The sequence below is a fragment of the Desulfotruncus alcoholivorax DSM 16058 genome, from assembly GCF_000430885.1.
Classification (GTDB): Bacteria; Bacillota; Desulfotomaculia; order Desulfotomaculales; family Desulfallaceae; genus Desulfotruncus; species Desulfotruncus alcoholivorax.
In genome coordinates, this window is record NZ_AUMW01000023.1 from 41,601 (window position 1) to 61,232 (window position 19,632).

Here is a 19,632-nt window from a genome sequence, read left to right on the forward strand (position 1 = left end):
GGAAACCTTGGCAAACCGGGGGCTCATCGGTTGCCATCAGGTCACACATGCATTATTTTATTACATAGGATTGTCAATGTCAAGGCTTTAACCCTTACTGCTGCCGATTATACCATAATAACGCAACAAAATAAAACCTAATACACTACCCTTTCCATGCAAAGTCCTTGTGGTGGAAACGTTGGCCCTGCCTTAACCCTGTTGCAGGCTTGCAAAATTTCTAAAACCTGTCCGGGTTCGATTTTACCTGTGCCTACTTGTGCAAGCGTCCCAACCATTATTCTAACCATATTATAGAGAAACCCGTCACCGGTAAAAACAAGCTTTACCAGCGGTCCGTCCTTGATTATATCGGCCTGGTATAGTGTTCGCACCGTGTTATTAACCGTAGACCCCGAAGCCTGAAAACACTTAAAATCGTGACATCCCAACAGATATCGGGCAGCCTTCTCCATGGCTTTAATATCCAGCGGAACAGGCATGAAATAACTGTATAAACGATAAAAAGGCGACGGAATTCTATCGTTCCAAATACAATAGCTGTACGTTTTGGATTTGGACGAGAACCTGGAATGAAATTCTTCCGGCACATCCTGAGCGGACAGCACCACAATGTCGCCAGGTAGAATACCATTTAAAGCCAGGGGTATTCGTTCAATTGGTATCGGCCATTTTGAATTGCGAAAATTCACCACCTGGCCGCGGGCATGAACACCTGCATCGGTGCGTCCGGCCCCTACCACCTGGATCCTTTCCCCGGCCAGGCGGGTAAGGCAGTCTTCCAGGGTTTCTTGTATCGTACGCAGGCCTGTACCCCTTTGCTCCTGAAAGCCGTGGTAATTGGTACCATCGTATGCTATTGTAAGTTTGATATTTCGCAACTTACCACCTAGAGCGCAATTATTAATATAATTAAATTTGCAAGAACCGCCAGATAGTCGGGCAGTTTAAATTTTAATTCATTAATGGTTGATCTTTCCGCCCCGGCGCGATAACATCTTATTTCCATGGCCACAGCCAGTTCATCGGCCCGGCGAAATATATTAGTTAAAAGCGGAATTAAAAACGGTATCAGTCCCTTGGCCCTTTGCCTTACGCCGCCCCGCGTAAAGTCAGCTCCCCTGGAGCGCTGCGCCGCAATTAAAAACCTCGATTCATCAAAAAGAGTGGGCACAAACCGAAGCGCTAAATTTATAGCCATGGCAAATTCCCTAACCGGAATTTTCAATTTTCCCAGCGGCAGCAGCAAGCGTTCCAGGGCGGTGGACAATTGTATTGGGGTAGTGCTGAACGTCAGTACCGCAGCTACAAGCAGCAAGCAGATCATTTGCCATAACATGCGCCCACCGGCAACCAATCCTGTTTTTGATAAAGACAGAAGCCCTAATAACAGTAATGGTTCACCCGGAGTGAAAACAACTTGAAAAACAAAACTTGTAATTAAAAGCAGCCACAGGGGCTTGTATATTTGCCAGTAGAGGACTAACCTAATCCGTGTGGCAGCGAGCACTAATCCTATCCACAGCGAGACCGTTAAAATACCCATCCAGTTTGTGGCAACCAGCACCGTGACAGCTGTTAACACTGTAACCATAAGCTTGGCCCTTGGATCCATTTTATGCACCGGGGAGTTTACCGGAAGGTATTGTCCCATGGTAACCGAATTTAACATTACCTGTCTCCCGGCCCAGTATTTTGGTATGTCCGCTGAATCGCCCGGGCAAGATCGTCAATCGTGACCGGTGAACTATTTAACCGGACACCCTTGCTGCTTAGTTTCCGAGTAAACGCCACCGGAAAAGGCGGTTCAAGACCTGCGCCAAGCAATAATTCAGGCTGGGCCAGAACCTGCTTCGGGCGACCGGACGCTATCAGCTCGCCTTTTTTTAAAACTGCCACCAGTCCCGCAAAATCAACTACATCTTCAAGGAAATGTGTTATTAAAACAATGGTAGTTCCTTTTTCTAATTGAAGACGCTTGAGCGCAAGCAAAATTTGTTTTTTGGCCTGCGGGTCCAGACCTGCTCCCGGCTCGTCAAGAACCAATGCCGGTGTTTGCATCGCCAGTATCCCTGCTATGGCCACCCTCCGGCTAATTCCTCCGCTGAGTGTCGCAGGATCAATTTGCAAAATACCCGCCGGCAAGCCTACGTCCTTCAGGGCCGTTTCAACCCTGTGCTTGACCTCATTTTCGTCAAGCCCCAGGTTGCGTGGGCCAAAAGCAATGTCCTCATACACACTGGAACTGAAAATTTGCCGCTCCGGAAATTGAAAAACCAGTCCTACTTTGCTCCAGAGACTGTTTCGGTTGATGCGCGTTGATATGTCGTCACCGAATACGGATACCCGTCCTGATGTCGGCTGCAGCAATCCGTTGAAATGCTGAACTAAAGTGGATTTCCCGCTGCCGGAAGCTCCAACCAGGGCAAAAAATTCACCCTCAGGTATCTCAAGATCTATATCCTTCAGAGCCACCGTTTCCAGAGGCGTGCCCTTAAAATATATATGGGTCAGCTTGGTTGTTTGAACAAACGGCATACAAAACACACCATGTCATCCGTATTAACAATTCCAGCAGGAACATTCAACCCGTAGCCCGCCAGCGCATTGGCCAGGCGCGTAACCCACGGTAAATCAAGCTCTAAGTTTCTAATCATAACCGGGTCACTAAAAATGCTGCCGGGAGTACCATCAGCCGCCAGTTTTCCGTCACGGAGCACCCAAACCCGGTCGGCCGCGGTCGCCTCATCCATATTATGGGTTATTAACACAACAGACATGCCTTCACCGGACAGGCCGCGCAATACATCCAGCACCCCGCGCCTGCCTAATGGATCCAGCATTGAAGTCGGTTCATCCAAAACAAGAAAAGACGGCCGCAAAGCCAGTAGCCCGGCTATGGCCAGCCGTTGCTTTTCTCCGCCTGAAAGAAGCTGGGGCGGCCGGTCCTTTAAATGAATCAAACCCACCTGTTCCAGGGCATGATTAACCCGGTAATGAATTTCTTTGGATGGCAAGTTTAAATTTTCCGGTCCAAAGGCAGCATCTTCCTCTACTCGGACAGCTACAATTTGGTTGTCCGGGTTTTGTAGTACCAGCCCAACCCGCTTTCTAATTTCAATTCGATTTCGGGGGTCAACGGTACATAACCCTTCCACAAGCACCTGCCCCTGACTCGGGCGAAGAAGTCCACAAATTAAACGCGCCAGTGTAGACTTGCCGCTACCGTTAGGGCCGACTACGGCCAAAAATTCACCGTTTTTAATTACGGCATTAATGCCGTCCAAAACGGGACGTTCACTCCCCGGGTAATTAAAGACCAGGTTTCTCAATGCAATAGTGGAATCGTTAACCACCCAAACCCCTCATTCATCTCTGTCCCCAAAATGCCAAGAGGAAACCGCAAGGGCGATTTCCCGGCCAGCAATTATTGGCTAAACAAGTTCAAGCAGAACCAACTGCGCGGCGTCGCCACGCCTGTAACCTATTTTTATTATTCGCGTATATCCACCCTGGCGATCGGCATATTTAGGACCATAGTTATCGAAAAGCTTGCGCACCACTTTTTCTTCATAAATATACTCCAGTGCCTGCCGCCTCGCATTAAGGTCCCCCTGCTTGGCCAGGGTAATCATTTTTTCGGCTATTCTCTTGACTTCTTTGGCCCGGCTTTCGGTGGTGGTAATACGTTCATCGCGTAATAAAGAAGTCACCAGGTTGCGTAACATGGCCTTTCTATGACCTGTATTACGACCCAATTTTGCGTACGCCACCGTCATCCCTCCTTACTCATCGTCCTTGCGCAAACCTAAATTTAATTCAGCCAGCTTGTTCATAACCTCTTCCAGGGATTTTTTGCCAAGATTGCGCACCTTCATCATGTCCTCTTCGTTGCGCTGAATCAATTCTTCTACAGTATTGATTCCGGCACGCTTCAAACAATTATAAGAGCGCACACTCAAATCCAACTCTTCAATTGGCATTTCCAAAATTCTATCCTTTTGTTCTTCTTCTTTTTCAACCATAATCTCAACATCGTCTGTGGATTCGGTGAGCTTAATAAAAAGTCGAAGATGTTCGCTTAATATTTTAGCGCTTAAGCTAATCGCCTCATCAGGTTGAATGCTGCCGTCAGTCCATACCTCCAAAGTAAGTTTGTCATAATCCGTGCGCTGCCCTACCCTGGTGTTTTCAACATTATAATTAACTTTTCTGACGGGAGTAAAAATTGAATCAACCGGAATAATACCAATCACATGATCTCCTTGCTTGTTGCGCTCGGCCGAAACGTAACCCCGTCCCCTGGATACAGTCATTTCCATATACAACCTGGCTCCTTCAGCCAGGGTCGCAATATGCAAATCCGGGTTTAAAATTTCCACGTCAGCATCGGAAGTAATGTCAGCAGCTTTTACTTCTCCCTCTCCCTGAGCCTCTATTCTAAGAGTACGCTCTTCATCCGTGTACATTTTAAGACACAGCTCTTTGAGGTTAAGTATTATTTCGGTAACATCTTCCTTAACACCGGGAATTGTGGCAAATTCGTGTAAAACGCCATCAATTTTAACCGTCGTGACGGCGCCGCCCGGCAATGAGGAGAGTAGAACCCGCCTGAGCGAATTGCCCAGAGTAATACCGTACCCTCTTTCCAGCGGTTCAACTACGAATTTACCGTAATTCTGATCTTTGTCAGTTTCAATACACTCTATTCTCGGCTTTTCTATTTCCAACATAACTCGAACATACCCCCTCCTTGGGACGGAATGGGATTGATACTGCTCCCGCGGGTTATTTGGAGTACAACTCCACGATGAGTGTTTCCTGAACGGGGGCGTCTATTTGATCCCGGGAGGGAAGATCTACCACCCGGCCTTTAATCTGGTTGGCATCGTATTCCAACCATGCCGGTGCTGTGTTGTCTGCAGCGCGTTCCAGTAACTCTTTGATCCGTGGCGACTCAAGACTTCTTTCCCTAACAGTAATTTCATCGCCTACCCTAACCAGGAATGAGGGAATATTAGTTTTGCGCCCGTTAACTCTAAAATGCCCGTGGCGTACCAGCTGGCGGGCTTCACTGCGAGAGGCCGCCAAACCAAGACGATAAACCACATTATCAAGACGACGCTCAAGCAACCTCAGCAAGTTTTCCCCGGTAACACCCGGTTGCCTTGAGGCTTTATCATAATAATTTCTAAACTGTTTTTCCAATACGCCGTAAAAACGACGCGCTTTTTGTTTCTCTCTTAACTGCAAACCGTATTCGGAAACCTTCTTCCGGCTCTGCCCGTGCTGGCCGGGAGCATAGCTACGCCGGTCAATACCGCATTTCCCGGTGTAACAGCGGTCCCCTTTCAGGTAAAGCTTTTGACCTTCACGACGGCATAACTTGCACTGCGCACCAGTATATCTTGCCATAAGTTGCTAAAAACACCTCCTTATACTCTCCGGCGTTTTGGCGGCCGGCAGCCATTATGTGGAATTGGAGTAACATCTTTAATCATATTTACTTCTAAGCCAGCTGCCTGCAGGGACCGTATAGCCGCTTCCCTGCCCGCTCCGGGGCCCTTAACCGTAACTTCGACTTCTTTCATTCCGTGTTCCATAGCTTCACGGGCTGCCTTCTCCGCAGCCATTTGGGCGGCGAAAGGAGTGCTTTTCCTGGAGCCTTTAAACCCGACTCCGCCGGCACTGGCCCATGATATGGCATTACCTTTAGTATCGGAAATGGTAATGATGGTATTATTAAAGGTGGATTTAATATGTGCCACCCCTTGCTCGATATTTTTACGTTCCCGCCTTCTGGTTCTGGCAACTCTTCGAGCCAACTAAAGCCCCCCCTTATTACTTCTTCCTGCGAACGCCGACAGTGCGTTTTGGTCCTTTGCGGGTTCTGGCGTTGTTTTTGGTATTCTGCCCTCGCACCGGAAGGCCGCGACGGTGGCGTAGCCCCCTGTAACTGCCTATTTCCATTAAACGCTTGATATTAAGAGCGATTTCACGGCGCAGGTCGCCCTCAACCCGGTAATTCTTTTCAATTATGTCCCTTAACTTGTTAACCTCTTCTTCTGTCAGATCCCTGATTCGGGTATCGGGATTAACTCCCGACTGATTCAAAATCTTTTGCGAGGTGGGTCTGCCGATGCCGTAAATATAGGTAAGGCCGATTTCTACCCTTTTATCCCGCGGTAAATCAACACCCGCGATACGTGCCATTCCTGAAAAACACCTCCAATTCTACCCCTGGCGCTGCTTATGCTTGGGGTTTTCACAAATAACCATAATTTTGCCTTTGCGTCTAATGATCTTACATTTTTCGCAGATCGGTTTAACAGAAGGCCTGACTTTCATAATTCAACCTCCCCGGCCCCCGTCGGGCCTGGCTTATTTATACCGGTAGACAATTCTGCCCCGAGTTAAATCGTAGGGAGACAACTCAACCATTACCCTGTCACCGGCTAAAATTCTTATAAAATTCATCCTTATTTTCCCGCTTACGTGAGCAAGAACTTTATGACCGTTTTTTAACTCTACACGAAACATAGCGTTCGGTAGCGGTTCTATTACGGTCCCTTCTACTTCAATTACATCCTTACCTGACATTAGATATCAAACCAACCTCCTTTAAAATGGCTGCTCTTCCGGCTGTTCCAACAGGTCCTGTATGGCCCGGCGTATTTCCTGATTGGTAAAACGCTGGCCGGCCTTTATTTTTTCAGCAACTTGAATGGCTATCCGGGAATGAAGGATCAGGTGCTTTATATTTTTCTTCTTGGGGTTTTCCACCCGCCTGAATATGCCATCTGCAACATAAACATAATTACCGCCTGCTGTTGCCATTACCAGATACTTTCTGCCGCTGTCCCGCCCGGACCTGGATTCCACCAACTGACCCGGAACCGCCTTAACCTCCATTTCCTTCACCCTCCCCGTAAGGGTGTAGCAATATCTTGTTCGATCGCGTGTCCCGATACACATAACTCTTAACGAACCATGAACGACCAACTGCCGGCAACCTGTTAAAGCATGGTTAAAATGATAGGATCGCCGTCGGTTATTGCTATAGTGTGTTCGAAATGCACGGAAGGCTTGCCGTCCCGGGTAACCACCGTCCAGTTATCCGGAAGAGTGAGCACTTCGTAAGTGCCCATGTTCACCATTGGTTCAATTGCTAATGTCATTCCCTTCTTCAGTCGCGGCCCGCGACCAGGCCGGCCGAAGTTGGGTACCTGAGGTTCCTCGTGCATTTTGCTGCCGATACCGTGCCCAACATAATCTCTGACAACGGAATAACCGTTTTGTTCCACAAAGCTCTGTACAGCATGAGAAATATCCGATAACCTGTTGCCGTTTCTGGCCATTTTAATGCCCCTGTCCAGAGCTTCTTTGGTGACATCAATTAATTTTTGCAATTCCGGCGTAATTTCACCAACGGGAAATGTCTGGGCGGCATCCCCGAAAAACCCATTTATTTCCGCTCCAACATCTATACTGATAATATCTCCATTTTCCAATTTTTTTAAACCAGGGATACCATGCACCACCTGCTCGTTGACCGAAGCGCAAACAGCAGCAGGAAAGCCATAGAGACCTTTAAAAGCAGGCTTTGCACCCTTGGATAAAATATATTCTTCGGCCACCCGGTTAATTTCAGCTGTGGTCACGCCCGGCCTGATCATTTTCGCCACCTCGGCCAGCGCACCCGCCACCACCCGGCCGGCTTCGCGCATGTATCCAAGTTCCCGCTCAGACTTACATATAATCATACGGCAACACCTCGGCTACTTAATAAAGCCCTGGTAGCTCCGCATCAGCAAATGTGACTCAATTTGCTTCATGGTGTCCAAAGCCACACCAACTACAATAAGTAAAGCCGTCCCACCAAAATAAATGTTGGGAATTCGTGTGGCCAGTAATACGAAGTTGGGCAATATTGCAATAAGAGCCAAAAATACCGCACCTGCCAGGGTAATCCTGTTCATCACCCGGGCAATGTACTCGGCAGTTGGCCTGCCAGGCCTGATACCCGGAATGAAACCACCGTATTTTTTAATGTTTTCAGCAACATCAACCGGGTTCATGATTACAGCCGTATAGAAGTAAGTAAAACCTATAATCAGCAGAGCATATGCAATTGTGTGCGCCGCTGTGCCCCAGCCAAAATACCTGGTGAAGAAATCAGCTACAGCAGAACCCTGAAACCACTGAGCAATCTGGGCCGGAAACATTAGCAGCGAAGATGCAAAAATTACGGGAATAACACCGGCCTGGTTTACTTTTAACGGCAGGTGGGTAGTTTGCCCGCCATACACCCTTCTGCCTACAACCCTTTTGGCGTATTGCACCGGGATTCGCCTTTGCCCTTCCTGAACTGCAACCACTCCGGCAATTACCAGCGCGCCGATCACGATCAGAATTAATATGCTAAGTACATTAATTGTACCGGCCTGCAGTTGCATAAACAGGTTGTTGGTTCCGGCCGGCAGCCTGCTGACGATACCCGCAAATATTAACAGTGAAATACCATTGCCAATGCCATGCTCGGTTATCTGTTCACCAATCCACATTAACAGAGCAGTGCCGGCTGTAAGGGTAATAATTATAACAGCGTAACTGGCAAAACCGGGATTATGCAGGGTTCCCGAACGTCCCATCACCGCGCTCATCCCAACAGCTTGCAAAAAAGCCAAAACCACTGTGAAGTAACGGGTATACTGGCTAATCTTTTTACGGCCTTCTTCGCCCTCTTTGGCTAGTTTCTCCAGGTGAGGTATCACAACCGTAAGCAGCTGCATGATGATAGATGCGTTGATGTACGGCACTATACTCATAGCAAACACTGAAAAGCTTTTGAATGCGCCGCCTGAAATCACGTCAAAGAATCCAAAGAGCATTCCTGAACCAATTAATTCTTTAAACTTGGCGACATCAACCCCGGGCACCGGAACATGGGTGCCCAGCCTGAAAATAAAGATCATGGCCAGCGTAAAAAAAATCTTGTTGCGCAACTCGCTGACCTTAAAGGCGCCCCTTAGTCCATCCAGTATCTGGGCCAATTATATCACCTCGGCCTTACCGCCGGCAGATTGTATTTTATCCACCGCGCTTTTACTGAAGGCATGGGCTTTAATAGTTAGCGACTTCTCCAGGTTCCCTTTACCAAGAATCTTAACCCCGTCACCAATTTTACTTATTACTTTTGCTTCTAATAAAGTTTCGGGAGTTACCTCAACACCGTTTTCAAAGCGATTTAATTTTTCCAGGTTTACCGCAATTATTTCCTTTCTAAAAGGTGCATTGGTGAATCCCCGCTTGGGCATGCGGCGCTGCAAAGGCATTTGGCCGCCTTCAAAGCCGGGCCTGACCCCCCCGCCGCTACGCGCGTTTTGACCTTTGTGCCCGCGGCCGGCGGTCTTACCCCATCCTGATCCGACGCCCTGACCCTTGCGTTTGGCCTTATGTCTTGAACCGGGTGTAGGTTTTAACTCATGCAGGTTCATATTGCACCTCCTTATACTTCCTCCACCTTTAGCAAGTGCGGAATTTTATTAATTACTCCCCTGACCTGGGGTGAATCCTCACGGATCACAAAATGATTAAGTTTAGTCAAGCCCATGGCACGGGCCGTTTTCCTTTGCGCTTCCGGCCGGCCGATCAGACTTCTGACCAGGGTAATTTTTAGCTTGGCCATAATAATACCCCCTAACCCAGCAGTTCTTCCACTTTTTTGTCACGTAACCTGGCGACCTGCTCCGGCGTTTTCAGGTTTTTAATGGCCTCAAGTGTAGCCCGCACAACGTTATTGGCATTATTTGAGCCCAGCGACTTGGTAAGGATGTCCTTGACGCCCGCCAATTCCATGATGGCCCTCACAGGACCGCCAGCAATAACACCGGTACCGGGTGCAGCCGGTTTTAACAGTACCTTGCCGGCACCGAATATGCCGGTTACCTCATGTGGTACCGTAGTTTTGGCTAGAGGCACGTTAATCAGGTTTTTCTTAGCGTCTTCAACACCCTTGCGAATTGCTTCGGGCACCTCGCCGGCCTTGCCCATTCCGGCCCCTACCCGGCCTTTGCCGTCGCCGACAACCACTAAAGCCGAAAAACTAAACCGTCTTCCGCCTTTAACAACTTTGGCCACGCGGTTAATAAAAACTACTTTTTCTGAAAACTCGGATTTAACCGGTTCAAACTTTGACACCATTTTCCCTCCTTTTACAACCGGTTCGTTTTTTAAAATTCAAGTCCCGCCTCCCTGGCTGCATCAGCCAGAGCCTTTACCCGTCCGTGATAAAGGTACCCGGCCCGGTCGAACACGACCTTGGTTATTCCCTTTTCCAACGCCTTAGCGGCTATCAATTTACCTACAGCTGCAGCCGCATCCTTATTACCACCCTTAATTTCTCCCTTGATTTCGGGCGAAAGGGATGACGCGGCCGCGAGGGTTTGGCCAAGATCATCATTAATGATCTGGGCATAAATATTGTTGATGCTGCGGTAAATGTTCAACCTTGGACGCTCGGCATTGCCATTAACCTTGTTGCGCACGCGCAAATGTCTTTTTTTACGCAGCTTATTGCGGTCTGGCTTTGTAATCATGCCACTTCACTCCTTCCCCCTGGTTTAACGTTTGGCGCCGGCCTTACCAACCTTACGGCGGATATTTTCGCCCTCGTACTTGATCCCTTTACCTTTATAAGGCTCAGGTTCGCGAACTGCACGAATATTGGCAGCGATAGCGCCCACTGTTTCCTTGTCAATTCCCTTAACCGATATTTTTGTGGCGGCGGGTACTTCAATGGTAATCCCTTCCGGGGGAACTATCTCTACCGGGTGAGAGTAACCGACTGTCAATACCAGTTTTGAGCCCTGCATTGCTGCGCGGTAGCCGACGCCTACCAGTTCCAGGTTCTTTTGAAATCCAGCTGACACACCTTGAACCATGTTGTTCAAAAGTGTACGGGTTAAGCCATGCAAGGATCTGTGCAGTTTATTGTCAGTAGGTCTTTTAACCAAAATAGTACGGTCATCCACTTGCTCTATGATCATGTCCCGGTGAAACGTTTTTTCCAGCTTCCCCTTGGGGCCTTCGACCCGGACGGTGTTACCCTCCACTACAGCTTTTACGTTGTCGGGAAGCAGGACGGGTTTTTTACCTATTCTGCTCATGCTTTTACACCTCCTGTGCCCCTTGCACTACCATACGTAGCAAACAACTTCTCCACCAAGGTTTTGCTGACGGGCTTTTTTGTCAGTCATTATACCTTTGGATGTGGATATAATCGCTATTCCAAGACCACCCAGCACTTTGGGTATGGAATCCTTGCGTGTATATACCCTGAGCCCGGGTTTCGAGATTCGTTTAAGTCCGGTAATTACGCGTTCTTTACCCGAACCATACTTCATGTAGACCCGCAAAATACCTTGCTTACCATCTTCAATATATTCGTAATCTCTGATAAAGCCCTCTTCCTTCAGTATCTCGGCTATGGCCCGTTTCATTTTGGAAGCGGGAGCCTCAACTTTATCATGATAAACCATATTGGCATTACGGATACGGGTTAAAAAATCGGCAACAGGATCAGTCATGACCATCCCGTTCATACCTCCTTCCTTTTACCAACTGGCCTTCCTCAGCCCGGGTATTTCACCCTTATACGCCAATTCCCGGAAGCATATCCGGCAGATTCCAAATTTACGCATGTAGGCGCGAGGACGGCCGCAAATATTACATCTGTTATAAGCCCTTACCTGGTATTTTTGGGGGCGCTGAGTTTTATTGATCATTGCCTTTTTGGCCACTTAATTCCCTCCTTTGCCGGGGCGGGGTGGACACTTGCGACTATGCCGCCCTAAATGGCATACCCATGAGACGGAGCAATTCCCTTGCTTCTTCGTCGGTTCTGGCAGTTGTCACAAAAATAATATCCATTCCCCTGACTTTGTCGATTTTATCATAATCAATTTCAGGGAAAATAAGCTGTTCCCTGATCCCCAGACTGTAATTGCCGCGCCCGTCAAATGACTTGGGCGATACCCCGCGGAAGTCGCGCACCCGCGGCAGGGCAATGTTGACCAGCCTATCCACAAATTCATACATCCGGTCGCCGCGTAAGGTTACCTTGCAACCAATAGTCATTCCCTGGCGCAGTTTGAAGGCCGCGATAGATTTTTTGGCCTTGGTGACAACCGGGCGCTGGCCGGTTATGATCATCAAATCATTTACCGCCGCATCAACGGCCTTACTGTTCTGAATGGCTTCACCCACACCCATATTAATGACGACCTTCTCCAGCCTGGGAACTTGCATAACGTTTTTGTAACCGAATTTATCCATCATAGCCTTGACAATTTCGTTATTGTGCTTTTCCTTCAGCCTAGGCACATCGCTTCCCTCCTTCCGCCGGGTCAGCTCAGCACTTCCCCGCATTTTTTACACTGACGGACCTTTTTGCCGTCTTCCAGTATTTTTTTACTAATCCGGGTAGGATTGTTACACTTGGTGCAGAAAAGCATCACATTTGAGCTGTGCAATGGCGCTTCTCTCTCCATAATCCCGCCCTGGGGCGCACTTCTGGTTGGTTTTGTATGGCGTTTGATTTTGTTTACGCCTTCAACCACCACGCGGCTTTTGGCAGGATCTACTTCCAGCACTTTGCCCTTTTTACCGGCGCTTTTGCCGCGAATGACAAGTACGGTATCACCTTTTTTTACATGTACTTTGGGCTTGGTCATATCCGTTACACCTCCTGTAGCGGCAGTCATTACAAGACTTCCGGAGCCAGAGAGACGATTTTCATGTAATCATGATCACGCAGTTCCCTGGCAACGGGCCCGAATATCCTGGTACCCCTGGGAGTACCATCGTCTTTAATAATAACGGCGGCATTTTCATCAAATTTTATATATGAACCGTCCGGGCGCCGCACCTCTTTTTTAGTGCGAACCACTACGGCCTTGACTACGTCACCTTTCTTAACAACGCCGCCTGGTGTAGCTTCTTTAACCGAAGCTATAATTATATCGCCAAGGCTGGCATACCGGCGCAACGCCCCGCCCATGACCTTAATGCACATCAGTTTACGGGCTCCGGTGTTGTCTGCCGCCCTGAGCATCGTTTGCACTTGAATCACCAGACATCCTCCCTTTCAGTGACAGACTGCGGTTTGCCGGCGGCTAAAGAATCTGCTCATTCTTGCGCACAATTTCAACCACGCGCCACCGCTTATCCTTGGACAGGGGCCTGGTTTCCATAATTTTTACCCTGTCGCCGACGTTGCATGAATTTTCCTCGTCATGCGCCTTATACTTTTTGGTTTGCCGGATGATCCGTCCATACAATTTATGGCTAACCATTGTTTCCACAGCAACCACCACTGTTTTATCCATCTTATTGCTCACCACAGTACCCGTACGGGTTTTGCGCATTTTGCGCTCAGACAACATAGCTACCCCCTTCCGTTAGCGGGTTGAATATTTTTTTAATGCCGGGATATCGTGCTAGGCCCTGTTTAGCCCGATTTCCCTCTCTCTAATCACGGTCTTGACGCGGGCAATGCTCCGGCGCACTTCCTTTATTCTCATTGGGTTATCCAGTTGGCCGGTAGCCAGCTGAAAACGCAAACGAAACAATTCGTCTTTTGCATCGTTAAGTTTTTTCACCAATTCCTGATCAGTCATGTCACGCAACTCGTTAGCCTTCACTTGCCTCACCTACTTCCCCACGTCTGACAAATTTGGTTTTGATGGGCAGTTTATGCGAAGCCAGTCGCATCGCTTCCCTGGCTACTTCTTCAGTAACACCGGCCAATTCAAACAATATCCGCCCGGGTTTAACCACTGCAACCCACCATTCGGGCGCGCCTTTGCCGCTACCCATCCGGGTTTCAGCGGGCTTCTTGGTTACGGGCTTATCAGGAAATATTTTAATCCAAACTTTACCGCCACGCTTGATGTAACGAGTCATGGCAATACGCGCTGCTTCAATTTGGCGGTTGGTAATCCAACCGGCCTCCAAAGCCTGCAAGCCATAATCACCGAAATGAACATCGTTGCCGCCCTTGGATTTGCCTTTGGGAATTCCTCCGCGACGCTGCTTGCGGTATTTTACCCTTTTCGGAATGAGCATAGAGCCTATTCGCCTCCTTTACCGGCAGCGGTCTTCTTGACTTCCGGCAATACTTCTCCTTTATAAATCCATACTTTTATGCCAATTTTACCATAGGTTGTGTTAGCTTCAGCAAAACCATAGTCAATGTCAGCCCGTAATGTATGCAGGGGTACTTTACCCTCGCTATACCATTCGGTACGGGCAATTTCCGCACCGGCCAACCTGCCGCTGCATGCAATTTTGATCCCCTTGGCGCCCATTTTCATGGCGCGGCCTACACTTTGTTTCATGGCCCTGCGGAAAGCTATCCTTTTCTCCAACTGCGAGGCCACGTTTTCAGCCATCAACTGGGCGTCAATTTCTGGAACTTTAATTTCAACAATATTTATATTTACCTGCTTGCCAGTCATTTTTTCCAACTGCTGGCGCAAGTTTTCCACTTCCGCGCCGCCTCGCCCAATTACTATCCCGGGCTTGGCTGTATAAATGGATATTTTGACCTTGTTTGCCGCCCTCTCTATTTGGATGCGTGAAATGCCGGCAGCGTAAAGCTTTTGCTTGATAAACTTCCGGACCTTTTGATCTTCAAGCAAAAGACCGGCAAAACTCTTTTTATCGGCAAACCACTTGGCATCCCAATCCCTGATGATGCCTATGCGCAACCCTTTGGGGTTTACCTTCTGGCCCACGCTAGCCCTCCTTCTTTTCTTTTACTATAACAGTGATATGACTGGTGCGGTGACGCAACACATCGGCCCGCCCCATCGCACGGGGTTGCCACCTTTTAATAGTTGGCCCCTGGTCCACGTAGCAGGCGGCTACAACCAGGTTGTCACTATCCATGTCATAATTGTGCTCTGCATTGGCAACAGCGGACTTTACCACCTTAGCCACAGGTACCGATGCCCGCTGGGGCGAATATTTCAATATAGCCAGTGCTTCTTTAACATCCTTACCCCTGATGAGATCCACTACTAGACGCACCTTGCGCGGGGAGATACGGATAAATCTTGCAACCGCTTTTGCTTCTGGCATGATTCCATCCCCTTTTCTTCAGGTTACTTCAATGACGTTGACCTTTCAGTGTGCGCTCCGTGCCCCCTGAAAAGTCTGGTTGGGGCGAATTCGCCTAATTTGTGACCCACCATATCCTCGGTAATGTATACCGGAACATGTTTTCTCCCGTCGTGAACTGCCAAGGTATGCCCAATCATTTCCGGGAAAATGGTGGAACGGCGTGACCAGGTCTTAATGACCCTCTTGTCGCCCTTTTCGTTCATTTCCTTTATTTTATTAAGGAGCTTCTCGTCACAATACGGGCCTTTTTTGAGGGAACGACCCATCGACTGGCCTCCTTTCTGCATCCTTCAAGCGTTAATTATTTTTTATCGCGACGCTTAACAATTAAGCGATCGCTGGGCTTATTTTTCCTGGTGCGGGCACCAAGCGCAGGTTTTCCCCAGGGAGTAACGGGGTTCCTGCCAACAGGTGATCGTCCTTCACCACCGCCGTGGGGGTGGTCAACCGGGTTCATTACAACGCCGCGCACAGTCGGGCGTTTACCCAGCCAGCGTGACCGGCCCGCCTTGCCGATGGTTATGTTTTCATGGTCTACATTGCCCACCTGGCCTATGGTGGCCCTGCAATCCTGTAAGATTAAGCGCATTTCTCCGGAAGGCATCCTTACGTGCGCATATTTGCCTTCCTTTGCCATAAGCTGCGCTGCCGCACCGGCTGAACGCACCAGCTGGGCACCACCCCGTGGATGAAGCTCAATATTGTGAATCATCGTACCCACGGGAATATTGCGCAGTGCTAACGAGTTGCCAACTTTAATATCTGCCTCAGGACCCGACACTACCTGCTGACCGACTTTAAGACCAACCGGAGCCAAAATGTATCGTTTTTCACCATCAGCATAATTAAGCAGCGCAATCCTGGCCGAGCGGTTGGGGTCATATTCTATAGTGGCCACTTTAGCCGGGATACCGTCTTTATCTCTCTTAAAATCAATAATACGATACTTACGCTTGTGACCGCCACCCTGGTGTCTGACAGTTATCCTGCCGCCGGCGTTTCTGCCGCCTTTTCTCTTAAGCGGTTCCAGCAGGGACTTTTCCGGCACGGTAGAAGTAATTTCTTCAAACGTTGATACAGTTACGAACCTCCGGCCCGGAGATGTCGGCTTAAATTTCTTAATCCCCACCTGGACTTCCCTCCTTATTGCACCCGCCTAAACAAGTCAGGCAGGCCTTTTAGCTACTATACGCCTTCAAATAGTTGAATTTTATTGCCTGGTTTCAAGGTGACAATCGCCTTTTTCCTATCGGGCGTCTTGCCCGGGCGATTGCGAACTCTCTTAAACTTGCCCTTTACCCGCATTGTTCGCACCTTATCCACCTTGACATTAAACAGTTCTTCCACGGCTTGACGAATTTCTATTTTGTTAGCCTTCAGGTCGACTATAAAGGTGTATTTGTTCTCTTGCAGCAAAGACATGCTTTTTTCAGTAACCACCGGCTTGAGCAATATGTCCCGAGGATTTTTCATTATGCGAACACCTCCTCGACCTTGGTTACTGCATCTTTGGTAATAACCAGCGTGTTATGTGCCAGTAAATCATATACATTCAGACCAAGAACACTTAATGGCTTAACGCCTGGTATATTGCGTGCCGATTTAAAAACAGCTTCCGCCTGTTCGGCGGTTACCACGAGGGCTTTTTTGTCAACCTTTAAATTTTGCAGTATTTTGACCATTTCCTTGGTTTTAGGAGCATTAATTGTTAACTCATCCAAAACGATAATGTTGCCATTACTCACCTTGGATGAAAGTGCCGATTTCATAGCCAAACGGCGAACTTTTCTGGGGATCCTAAAGCTGTAGTCCCTGGGATGAGGTCCGAAGACAATACCGCCGCCACGCCAAATGGGCGAGCGGATGGACCCGTGCCTCGCGCGGCCGGTCCCCTTTTGACGCCACGGCTTGCGACCGCCACCGCTGACCTCGGCCCTGGTTTTGGTATCGTGAGTGCCCCGTCTCCTGCCGGCCAGCTGCATGGTCACGGCATCGTGCAAAGCCTGCTGGTGCACCGGCATGCCAAAGACTTCATCTTTTAAGTCCATTTCCCCGACCTGGTCACCGTTTATGTTATATATGGCAACTTTGGGCATGAATGAATTCCTCCTTTCGCTGCACCGCCGCTACCTGGTTTTAACCGATTCCTTGATTATTACCAGGCCGCCCCGCGGTCCCGGAACCGCTCCCTTGATGGCCAGCACGTTCCGCTCGGCATCCACCCGAACCACTTCCAGGTTCTGAATGGTTACCCGTTCCACACCGTAATGCCCCGGTAACTTTCTTCCCTTGAATACCCTGGCCGGGCCTTTGGCCGCCAGTGAACCGGGTCTGCGGTGGTATTTGGAGCCGTGCGCCATGGGCCCGCGGTGAAACCCGTGACGTTTGATGCCGCCTGAAAAGCCGCGTCCTTTGGTAGTTCCGACCACGTCAACCTTTTCACCGGTAGCAAATATATCGGCCTTGATTTCCTGCCCTACCTCGTAGGTGGCAACATCGTCAAGGCGAAACTCCCTGAGGTAACGTTTGGGTTTTACCCCGGCCTTCTCAAAGTGGCCTTTTAATGGCTTGTTAAACAGGTTTTCCCGTTTCTCACCGAAACCTACTTGAATGGCGTTATAGCCGTCATTCTCAATAGTTTTCTTTTGCACCACAACACATGGCCCGGCTTCAATCACGGTTACGGGCACGGCTACCCCGGCCTCGGTAAAAACCTGGGTCATGCCAACTTTAGTGCCAAGTATGGCTTTATTCATTGTTTGCACCTCCCTGGCCCTCTCGAAGTCTGTTGCTTCAAGGCTTTCAGATGCCGCCAGAGGTTCACTGCAGCGGTTTATCACCCTGCTTTAGTGAACTTAGCCTTCGAGACGATTCCTTGTTAAAGTTTAATTTCAATATCCACCCCTGCGGGCAGGTCAAGGCGCATTAGCGCATCTACCGTTTTGGGTGTGGGTTCAATAATGTCAATCAACCGCTTATGGGTTCTCATCTCAAACTGTTCCCTGGAGTCTTTGTTGACATGTGGGGAACGCAGGATGGTGTATATATTTTTTTCCGTGGGCAAAGGCACAGGACCTGCCACGTTCGCACCGGTACGGCGCGCGGTATCGACAATTTTCTGGGCCGATTGATCCAACATGTTGTGATCGTACGCCTTTAGCCGGATGCGAATCTTTTGACTCTTCATGCACTGACCTCCTTTCGCTCAAAGAAGAGGTTACTGGTTACTCGTTGATGCCGGTGACAACGCCGGCGCCAACGGTGCGGCCGCCTTCACGGATGGCGAAACGCAGACCTTCTTCTATGGCGATCGGTGTAATTAGTTCGATGTCCATTTTAATGTTGTCGCCGGGCATTACCATTTCAACGCCCTCGGGCAGTATGGCCACTCCGGTTACGTCGGTGGTCCTGAAGTAGAACTGTGGACGGTAGCCGTTGAAGAACGGGGTATGGCGGCCACCCTCTTCTTTGGTCAGTACGTATACTTCAGCGTTGAATTTGGTGTGGGGCTTGATGCTGCCCGGTTTTGCCAGCACCTGGCCGCGCTCGATTTCTTTACGGTCTACGCCGCGCAGCAGGCAGCCTACGTTGTCGCCGGCTTCGCCTCGCTCCAGAATCTTACGGAACATCTCTACGCCGGTTACGACGGTCTTGCGCGGTTTTTCATTTAAGCCTACGATTTCTACTTCTTCGCCAACTTTGATCGAGCCGCGCTCAATACGACCGGTGGCCACGGTGCCGCGCCCGGTGATGGTGAATACGTCTTCTACGGGCATCAGGAACGGTTTGTCGATGTCACGCTCGGGGGTGGGAATGTATTCGTCTACGGCGTCCATCAGTTCCCAGATGCTCTTGCACCATTCGCATTCGCGTTTGCCGCAGCCGCATTCCAGTGCTTTTAGGGCTGAGCCGGTGATGACGGGTACGTCGTCGCCGGGAAATTCGTATTGGGAGAGCAGTTCCCGCACTTCCATGTCCACCAGCTCGAGCAGTTCGGGGTCGTCGACCATGTCGGCTTTGTTCAGGTAGACTACGATGTAGGGCACGCCGACCTGACGGGAGAGCAGGATGTGCTCACGGGTCTGGGGCATCGGACCGTCCGCCGCGGATACGACCAATATGGATCCGTCCATCTGGGCGGCGCCGGTGATCATGTTCTTGACGTAGTCGGCGTGACCCGGGCAGTCCACGTGGGCGTAGTGGCGTTTGGCTGTCTCGTATTCTACGTGAGCGGTGTTGATCGTGATCCCGCGCTCTCTTTCTTCCGGAGCGTTGTCGATTTCGTCGTACTTCTTAACTGCGGCCTGGCCCACTGTCGCTAATACGGTGGTGATGGCGGCGGTCAGGGTTGTTTTGCCGTGGTCAACGTGACCGATGGTCCCAATGTTTACGTGCGGTTTGGTCCGCTCAAATTTAGCTTTTGCCATGTTTTTTGGATTCCTCCTT

General features: G+C 49.4%; 36 protein-coding genes. All 36 read right to left on the reverse strand.

The window, feature by feature from the left end; genetic code table 11:
- Nucleotides 1-137: 137 nt before the first annotated feature.
- The 36 genes from truA to tuf all read right to left on the reverse strand — a co-directional run bounded on the left by truA (nucleotide 138) and on the right by tuf (nucleotide 19,613).
- Nucleotides 138-881 (reverse strand): tRNA pseudouridine(38-40) synthase TruA, encoded by a 744-nt coding sequence (truA, locus tag H569_RS0112085; RefSeq protein ID WP_027365201.1) that lies wholly within the window; start codon nucleotides 879-881, stop codon nucleotides 138-140.
- An 8-nt stretch (nucleotides 882-889) separates the two neighbouring features.
- Nucleotides 890-1,672 (reverse strand): energy-coupling factor transporter transmembrane component T family protein, encoded by a 783-nt coding sequence (locus H569_RS0112090; protein ID WP_027365202.1) that lies wholly within the window; start codon nucleotides 1,670-1,672, stop codon nucleotides 890-892.
- On the reverse strand, nucleotides 1,672-2,538 hold the full coding sequence (locus H569_RS0112095) for an energy-coupling factor transporter ATPase (protein ID WP_027365203.1): 867 nt from the start codon (nucleotides 2,536-2,538) through the stop codon (nucleotides 1,672-1,674). The genes H569_RS0112090 and H569_RS0112095 overlap by 1 nt, the downstream gene beginning before the upstream one ends.
- Nucleotides 2,511-3,356 (reverse strand): energy-coupling factor transporter ATPase, encoded by an 846-nt coding sequence (locus tag H569_RS0112100; protein WP_027365204.1) that lies wholly within the window; start codon nucleotides 3,354-3,356, stop codon nucleotides 2,511-2,513. The genes H569_RS0112095 and H569_RS0112100 overlap by 28 nt, the downstream gene beginning before the upstream one ends.
- 78 nt (nucleotides 3,357-3,434) lie before the next feature.
- Entirely contained in the window at nucleotides 3,435-3,773 is a 339-nt protein-coding gene (gene rplQ, locus H569_RS0112105; protein ID WP_027365205.1) for a 50S ribosomal protein L17, read from the reverse strand.
- 12 nt (nucleotides 3,774-3,785) lie between these two features.
- Complete coding sequence (locus H569_RS0112110) at nucleotides 3,786-4,733, reverse strand: DNA-directed RNA polymerase subunit alpha (RefSeq protein ID WP_027365206.1); 948 nt, start codon at nucleotides 4,731-4,733, stop codon at nucleotides 3,786-3,788.
- 55 nt (nucleotides 4,734-4,788) lie between these two features.
- On the reverse strand, nucleotides 4,789-5,415 hold the full coding sequence (gene rpsD, locus H569_RS0112115; protein ID WP_027365207.1) for a 30S ribosomal protein S4: 627 nt from the start codon (nucleotides 5,413-5,415) through the stop codon (nucleotides 4,789-4,791).
- 20 nt (nucleotides 5,416-5,435) lie between these two features.
- Nucleotides 5,436-5,825, reverse strand: a complete 390-nt coding sequence (rpsK, locus tag H569_RS0112120; protein WP_027365208.1) for a 30S ribosomal protein S11 — start codon at nucleotides 5,823-5,825, stop codon at nucleotides 5,436-5,438.
- Nucleotides 5,826-5,841: 16 nt separating this feature from the next.
- Complete coding sequence (gene rpsM, locus H569_RS0112125; protein WP_027365209.1) at nucleotides 5,842-6,213, reverse strand: 30S ribosomal protein S13; 372 nt, start codon at nucleotides 6,211-6,213, stop codon at nucleotides 5,842-5,844.
- 21 nt (nucleotides 6,214-6,234) lie between these two features.
- Nucleotides 6,235-6,348: a 50S ribosomal protein L36 gene (rpmJ, locus tag H569_RS0112130; protein ID WP_015617898.1), complete on the reverse strand. Its 114-nt coding sequence runs from the start codon at nucleotides 6,346-6,348 to the stop codon at nucleotides 6,235-6,237.
- A 33-nt stretch (nucleotides 6,349-6,381) separates the two neighbouring features.
- A complete protein-coding gene (infA, locus tag H569_RS0112135) occupies nucleotides 6,382-6,600 on the reverse strand; it encodes a translation initiation factor IF-1 (RefSeq protein WP_006522848.1) in 219 nt (72 codons plus the stop codon).
- A 21-nt stretch (nucleotides 6,601-6,621) separates the two neighbouring features.
- Complete coding sequence (locus H569_RS0112140; protein ID WP_027365210.1) at nucleotides 6,622-6,912, reverse strand: KOW domain-containing RNA-binding protein; 291 nt, start codon at nucleotides 6,910-6,912, stop codon at nucleotides 6,622-6,624.
- Nucleotides 6,913-7,016: 104 nt separating this feature from the next.
- On the reverse strand, nucleotides 7,017-7,763 hold the full coding sequence (gene map / locus H569_RS0112145) for a type I methionyl aminopeptidase (RefSeq protein ID WP_027365211.1): 747 nt from the start codon (nucleotides 7,761-7,763) through the stop codon (nucleotides 7,017-7,019).
- A 15-nt stretch (nucleotides 7,764-7,778) separates the two neighbouring features.
- Complete coding sequence (secY, locus tag H569_RS0112150; RefSeq protein ID WP_027365212.1) at nucleotides 7,779-9,044, reverse strand: preprotein translocase subunit SecY; 1,266 nt, start codon at nucleotides 9,042-9,044, stop codon at nucleotides 7,779-7,781.
- 9 nt (nucleotides 9,045-9,053) lie between these two features.
- Nucleotides 9,054-9,497, reverse strand: a complete 444-nt coding sequence (rplO, locus tag H569_RS0112155) for a 50S ribosomal protein L15 (protein WP_027365213.1) — start codon at nucleotides 9,495-9,497, stop codon at nucleotides 9,054-9,056.
- Between the two features lie 11 nt (nucleotides 9,498-9,508).
- Nucleotides 9,509-9,688 (reverse strand): 50S ribosomal protein L30, encoded by a 180-nt coding sequence (gene rpmD, locus H569_RS0112160; RefSeq protein WP_027365214.1) that lies wholly within the window; start codon nucleotides 9,686-9,688, stop codon nucleotides 9,509-9,511.
- A gap of 11 nt (nucleotides 9,689-9,699) precedes the next feature.
- Complete coding sequence (gene rpsE / locus H569_RS0112165) at nucleotides 9,700-10,200, reverse strand: 30S ribosomal protein S5 (protein WP_081411000.1); 501 nt, start codon at nucleotides 10,198-10,200, stop codon at nucleotides 9,700-9,702.
- Nucleotides 10,201-10,232: 32 nt separating this feature from the next.
- A complete protein-coding gene (rplR, locus tag H569_RS0112170) occupies nucleotides 10,233-10,598 on the reverse strand; it encodes a 50S ribosomal protein L18 (RefSeq protein WP_027365216.1) in 366 nt (121 codons plus the stop codon).
- Between the two features lie 24 nt (nucleotides 10,599-10,622).
- Nucleotides 10,623-11,168, reverse strand: coding sequence for a 50S ribosomal protein L6 (gene rplF / locus H569_RS0112175; RefSeq protein ID WP_027365217.1), 546 nt, complete (start codon nucleotides 11,166-11,168; stop codon nucleotides 10,623-10,625).
- Between the two features lie 27 nt (nucleotides 11,169-11,195).
- Nucleotides 11,196-11,594, reverse strand: a complete 399-nt coding sequence (gene rpsH / locus H569_RS0112180) for a 30S ribosomal protein S8 (RefSeq protein ID WP_027365218.1) — start codon at nucleotides 11,592-11,594, stop codon at nucleotides 11,196-11,198.
- Nucleotides 11,595-11,615: 21 nt separating this feature from the next.
- The gene (locus tag H569_RS0112185; protein ID WP_027365219.1) at nucleotides 11,616-11,801 is read right to left on the reverse strand and encodes a type Z 30S ribosomal protein S14; all 186 of its coding nucleotides are present in this window, start codon (nucleotides 11,799-11,801) and stop codon (nucleotides 11,616-11,618) included.
- Between the two features lie 40 nt (nucleotides 11,802-11,841).
- A complete protein-coding gene (gene rplE, locus H569_RS0112190; RefSeq protein ID WP_027365220.1) occupies nucleotides 11,842-12,384 on the reverse strand; it encodes a 50S ribosomal protein L5 in 543 nt (180 codons plus the stop codon).
- A gap of 23 nt (nucleotides 12,385-12,407) precedes the next feature.
- Complete coding sequence (rplX, locus tag H569_RS0112195; protein ID WP_027365221.1) at nucleotides 12,408-12,734, reverse strand: 50S ribosomal protein L24; 327 nt, start codon at nucleotides 12,732-12,734, stop codon at nucleotides 12,408-12,410.
- A gap of 29 nt (nucleotides 12,735-12,763) precedes the next feature.
- On the reverse strand, nucleotides 12,764-13,132 hold the full coding sequence (gene rplN / locus H569_RS0112200) for a 50S ribosomal protein L14 (RefSeq protein ID WP_027365222.1): 369 nt from the start codon (nucleotides 13,130-13,132) through the stop codon (nucleotides 12,764-12,766).
- 43 nt (nucleotides 13,133-13,175) lie between these two features.
- Nucleotides 13,176-13,442 carry a 30S ribosomal protein S17 gene (gene rpsQ, locus H569_RS0112205; protein ID WP_027365223.1) on the reverse strand — a complete coding sequence of 89 codons (267 nt, stop codon included), beginning with the start codon at nucleotides 13,440-13,442 and terminating at the stop codon, nucleotides 13,176-13,178.
- A 57-nt stretch (nucleotides 13,443-13,499) separates the two neighbouring features.
- Nucleotides 13,500-13,703, reverse strand: a complete 204-nt coding sequence (rpmC, locus tag H569_RS0112210) for a 50S ribosomal protein L29 (RefSeq protein ID WP_027365224.1) — start codon at nucleotides 13,701-13,703, stop codon at nucleotides 13,500-13,502.
- Entirely contained in the window at nucleotides 13,693-14,127 is a 435-nt protein-coding gene (gene rplP, locus H569_RS0112215; protein WP_027365225.1) for a 50S ribosomal protein L16, read from the reverse strand. The genes rpmC and rplP overlap by 11 nt, the downstream gene beginning before the upstream one ends.
- A gap of 5 nt (nucleotides 14,128-14,132) precedes the next feature.
- Nucleotides 14,133-14,798 carry a 30S ribosomal protein S3 gene (gene rpsC, locus H569_RS0112220; RefSeq protein WP_027365226.1) on the reverse strand — a complete coding sequence of 222 codons (666 nt, stop codon included), beginning with the start codon at nucleotides 14,796-14,798 and terminating at the stop codon, nucleotides 14,133-14,135.
- A gap of 1 nt (nucleotide 14,799) precedes the next feature.
- A complete protein-coding gene (rplV, locus tag H569_RS0112225; protein ID WP_027365227.1) occupies nucleotides 14,800-15,144 on the reverse strand; it encodes a 50S ribosomal protein L22 in 345 nt (114 codons plus the stop codon).
- A 23-nt stretch (nucleotides 15,145-15,167) separates the two neighbouring features.
- Nucleotides 15,168-15,452 carry a 30S ribosomal protein S19 gene (gene rpsS, locus H569_RS0112230; RefSeq protein WP_027365228.1) on the reverse strand — a complete coding sequence of 95 codons (285 nt, stop codon included), beginning with the start codon at nucleotides 15,450-15,452 and terminating at the stop codon, nucleotides 15,168-15,170.
- A gap of 35 nt (nucleotides 15,453-15,487) precedes the next feature.
- Nucleotides 15,488-16,315: a 50S ribosomal protein L2 gene (gene rplB / locus H569_RS0112235; RefSeq protein WP_027365229.1), complete on the reverse strand. Its 828-nt coding sequence runs from the start codon at nucleotides 16,313-16,315 to the stop codon at nucleotides 15,488-15,490.
- A gap of 56 nt (nucleotides 16,316-16,371) precedes the next feature.
- Nucleotides 16,372-16,659 (reverse strand): 50S ribosomal protein L23, encoded by a 288-nt coding sequence (rplW, locus tag H569_RS0112240; RefSeq protein ID WP_027365230.1) that lies wholly within the window; start codon nucleotides 16,657-16,659, stop codon nucleotides 16,372-16,374.
- Nucleotides 16,659-17,282, reverse strand: coding sequence for a 50S ribosomal protein L4 (gene rplD / locus H569_RS0112245; RefSeq protein WP_027365231.1), 624 nt, complete (start codon nucleotides 17,280-17,282; stop codon nucleotides 16,659-16,661). Before rplD ends, rplW begins: the two co-directional genes overlap by 1 nt.
- A 30-nt stretch (nucleotides 17,283-17,312) precedes the next feature.
- A complete protein-coding gene (gene rplC / locus H569_RS0112250; protein ID WP_027365232.1) occupies nucleotides 17,313-17,942 on the reverse strand; it encodes a 50S ribosomal protein L3 in 630 nt (209 codons plus the stop codon).
- 122 nt (nucleotides 17,943-18,064) lie between these two features.
- Nucleotides 18,065-18,373, reverse strand: a complete 309-nt coding sequence (gene rpsJ / locus H569_RS0112255) for a 30S ribosomal protein S10 (RefSeq protein WP_027365233.1) — start codon at nucleotides 18,371-18,373, stop codon at nucleotides 18,065-18,067.
- 37 nt (nucleotides 18,374-18,410) lie between these two features.
- Nucleotides 18,411-19,613, reverse strand: coding sequence for an elongation factor Tu (gene tuf, locus H569_RS0112260; protein WP_027365234.1), 1,203 nt, complete (start codon nucleotides 19,611-19,613; stop codon nucleotides 18,411-18,413).
- Between the last annotated feature and the right edge of the window lie 19 nt (nucleotides 19,614-19,632).

Coding starts and splice junctions, on each gene's coding strand:
- H569_RS0112090 (WP_027365202.1), bottom strand. CDS start 1,672: ATGTTAAATTCGGTTACCATGGGACAATACCTTCCGGTAAACTCCCCG.
- H569_RS0112095 (WP_027365203.1), bottom strand. CDS start 2,538: ATGCCGTTTGTTCAAACAACCAAGCTGACCCATATATATTTTAAGGGC.
- H569_RS0112110 (WP_027365206.1), bottom strand. CDS start 4,733: ATGTTGGAAATAGAAAAGCCGAGAATAGAGTGTATTGAAACTGACAAA.
- rpsD (WP_027365207.1), bottom strand. CDS start 5,415: ATGGCAAGATATACTGGTGCGCAGTGCAAGTTATGCCGTCGTGAAGGT.
- rpsM (WP_027365209.1), bottom strand. CDS start 6,213: ATGGCACGTATCGCGGGTGTTGATTTACCGCGGGATAAAAGGGTAGAA.
- rpmJ (WP_015617898.1), bottom strand. CDS start 6,348: ATGAAAGTCAGGCCTTCTGTTAAACCGATCTGCGAAAAATGTAAGATC.
- infA (WP_006522848.1), bottom strand. CDS start 6,600: ATGTCAGGTAAGGATGTAATTGAAGTAGAAGGGACCGTAATAGAACCG.
- H569_RS0112140 (WP_027365210.1), bottom strand. CDS start 6,912: ATGGAGGTTAAGGCGGTTCCGGGTCAGTTGGTGGAATCCAGGTCCGGG.
- map (WP_027365211.1), bottom strand. CDS start 7,763: ATGATTATATGTAAGTCTGAGCGGGAACTTGGATACATGCGCGAAGCC.
- rplO (WP_027365213.1), bottom strand. CDS start 9,497: ATGAACCTGCATGAGTTAAAACCTACACCCGGTTCAAGACATAAGGCC.
- rpmD (WP_027365214.1), bottom strand. CDS start 9,688: ATGGCCAAGCTAAAAATTACCCTGGTCAGAAGTCTGATCGGCCGGCCG.
- rplR (WP_027365216.1), bottom strand. CDS start 10,598: ATGATTACAAAGCCAGACCGCAATAAGCTGCGTAAAAAAAGACATTTG.
- rplF (WP_027365217.1), bottom strand. CDS start 11,168: ATGAGCAGAATAGGTAAAAAACCCGTCCTGCTTCCCGACAACGTAAAA.
- rpsH (WP_027365218.1), bottom strand. CDS start 11,594: ATGGTCATGACTGATCCTGTTGCCGATTTTTTAACCCGTATCCGTAAT.
- rplX (WP_027365221.1), bottom strand. CDS start 12,734: ATGACCAAGCCCAAAGTACATGTAAAAAAAGGTGATACCGTACTTGTC.
- rplP (WP_027365225.1), bottom strand. CDS start 14,127: ATGCTCATTCCGAAAAGGGTAAAATACCGCAAGCAGCGTCGCGGAGGA.
- rplV (WP_027365227.1), bottom strand. CDS start 15,144: ATGCCAGAAGCAAAAGCGGTTGCAAGATTTATCCGTATCTCCCCGCGC.
- rpsS (WP_027365228.1), bottom strand. CDS start 15,452: ATGGGTCGTTCCCTCAAAAAAGGCCCGTATTGTGACGAGAAGCTCCTT.
- rplW (WP_027365230.1), bottom strand. CDS start 16,659: ATGAAAAATCCTCGGGACATATTGCTCAAGCCGGTGGTTACTGAAAAA.
- rplD (WP_027365231.1), bottom strand. CDS start 17,282: ATGCCCAAAGTTGCCATATATAACATAAACGGTGACCAGGTCGGGGAA.
- rplC (WP_027365232.1), bottom strand. CDS start 17,942: ATGAATAAAGCCATACTTGGCACTAAAGTTGGCATGACCCAGGTTTTT.
- rpsJ (WP_027365233.1), bottom strand. CDS start 18,373: ATGAAGAGTCAAAAGATTCGCATCCGGCTAAAGGCGTACGATCACAAC.
- tuf (WP_027365234.1), bottom strand. CDS start 19,613: ATGGCAAAAGCTAAATTTGAGCGGACCAAACCGCACGTAAACATTGGG.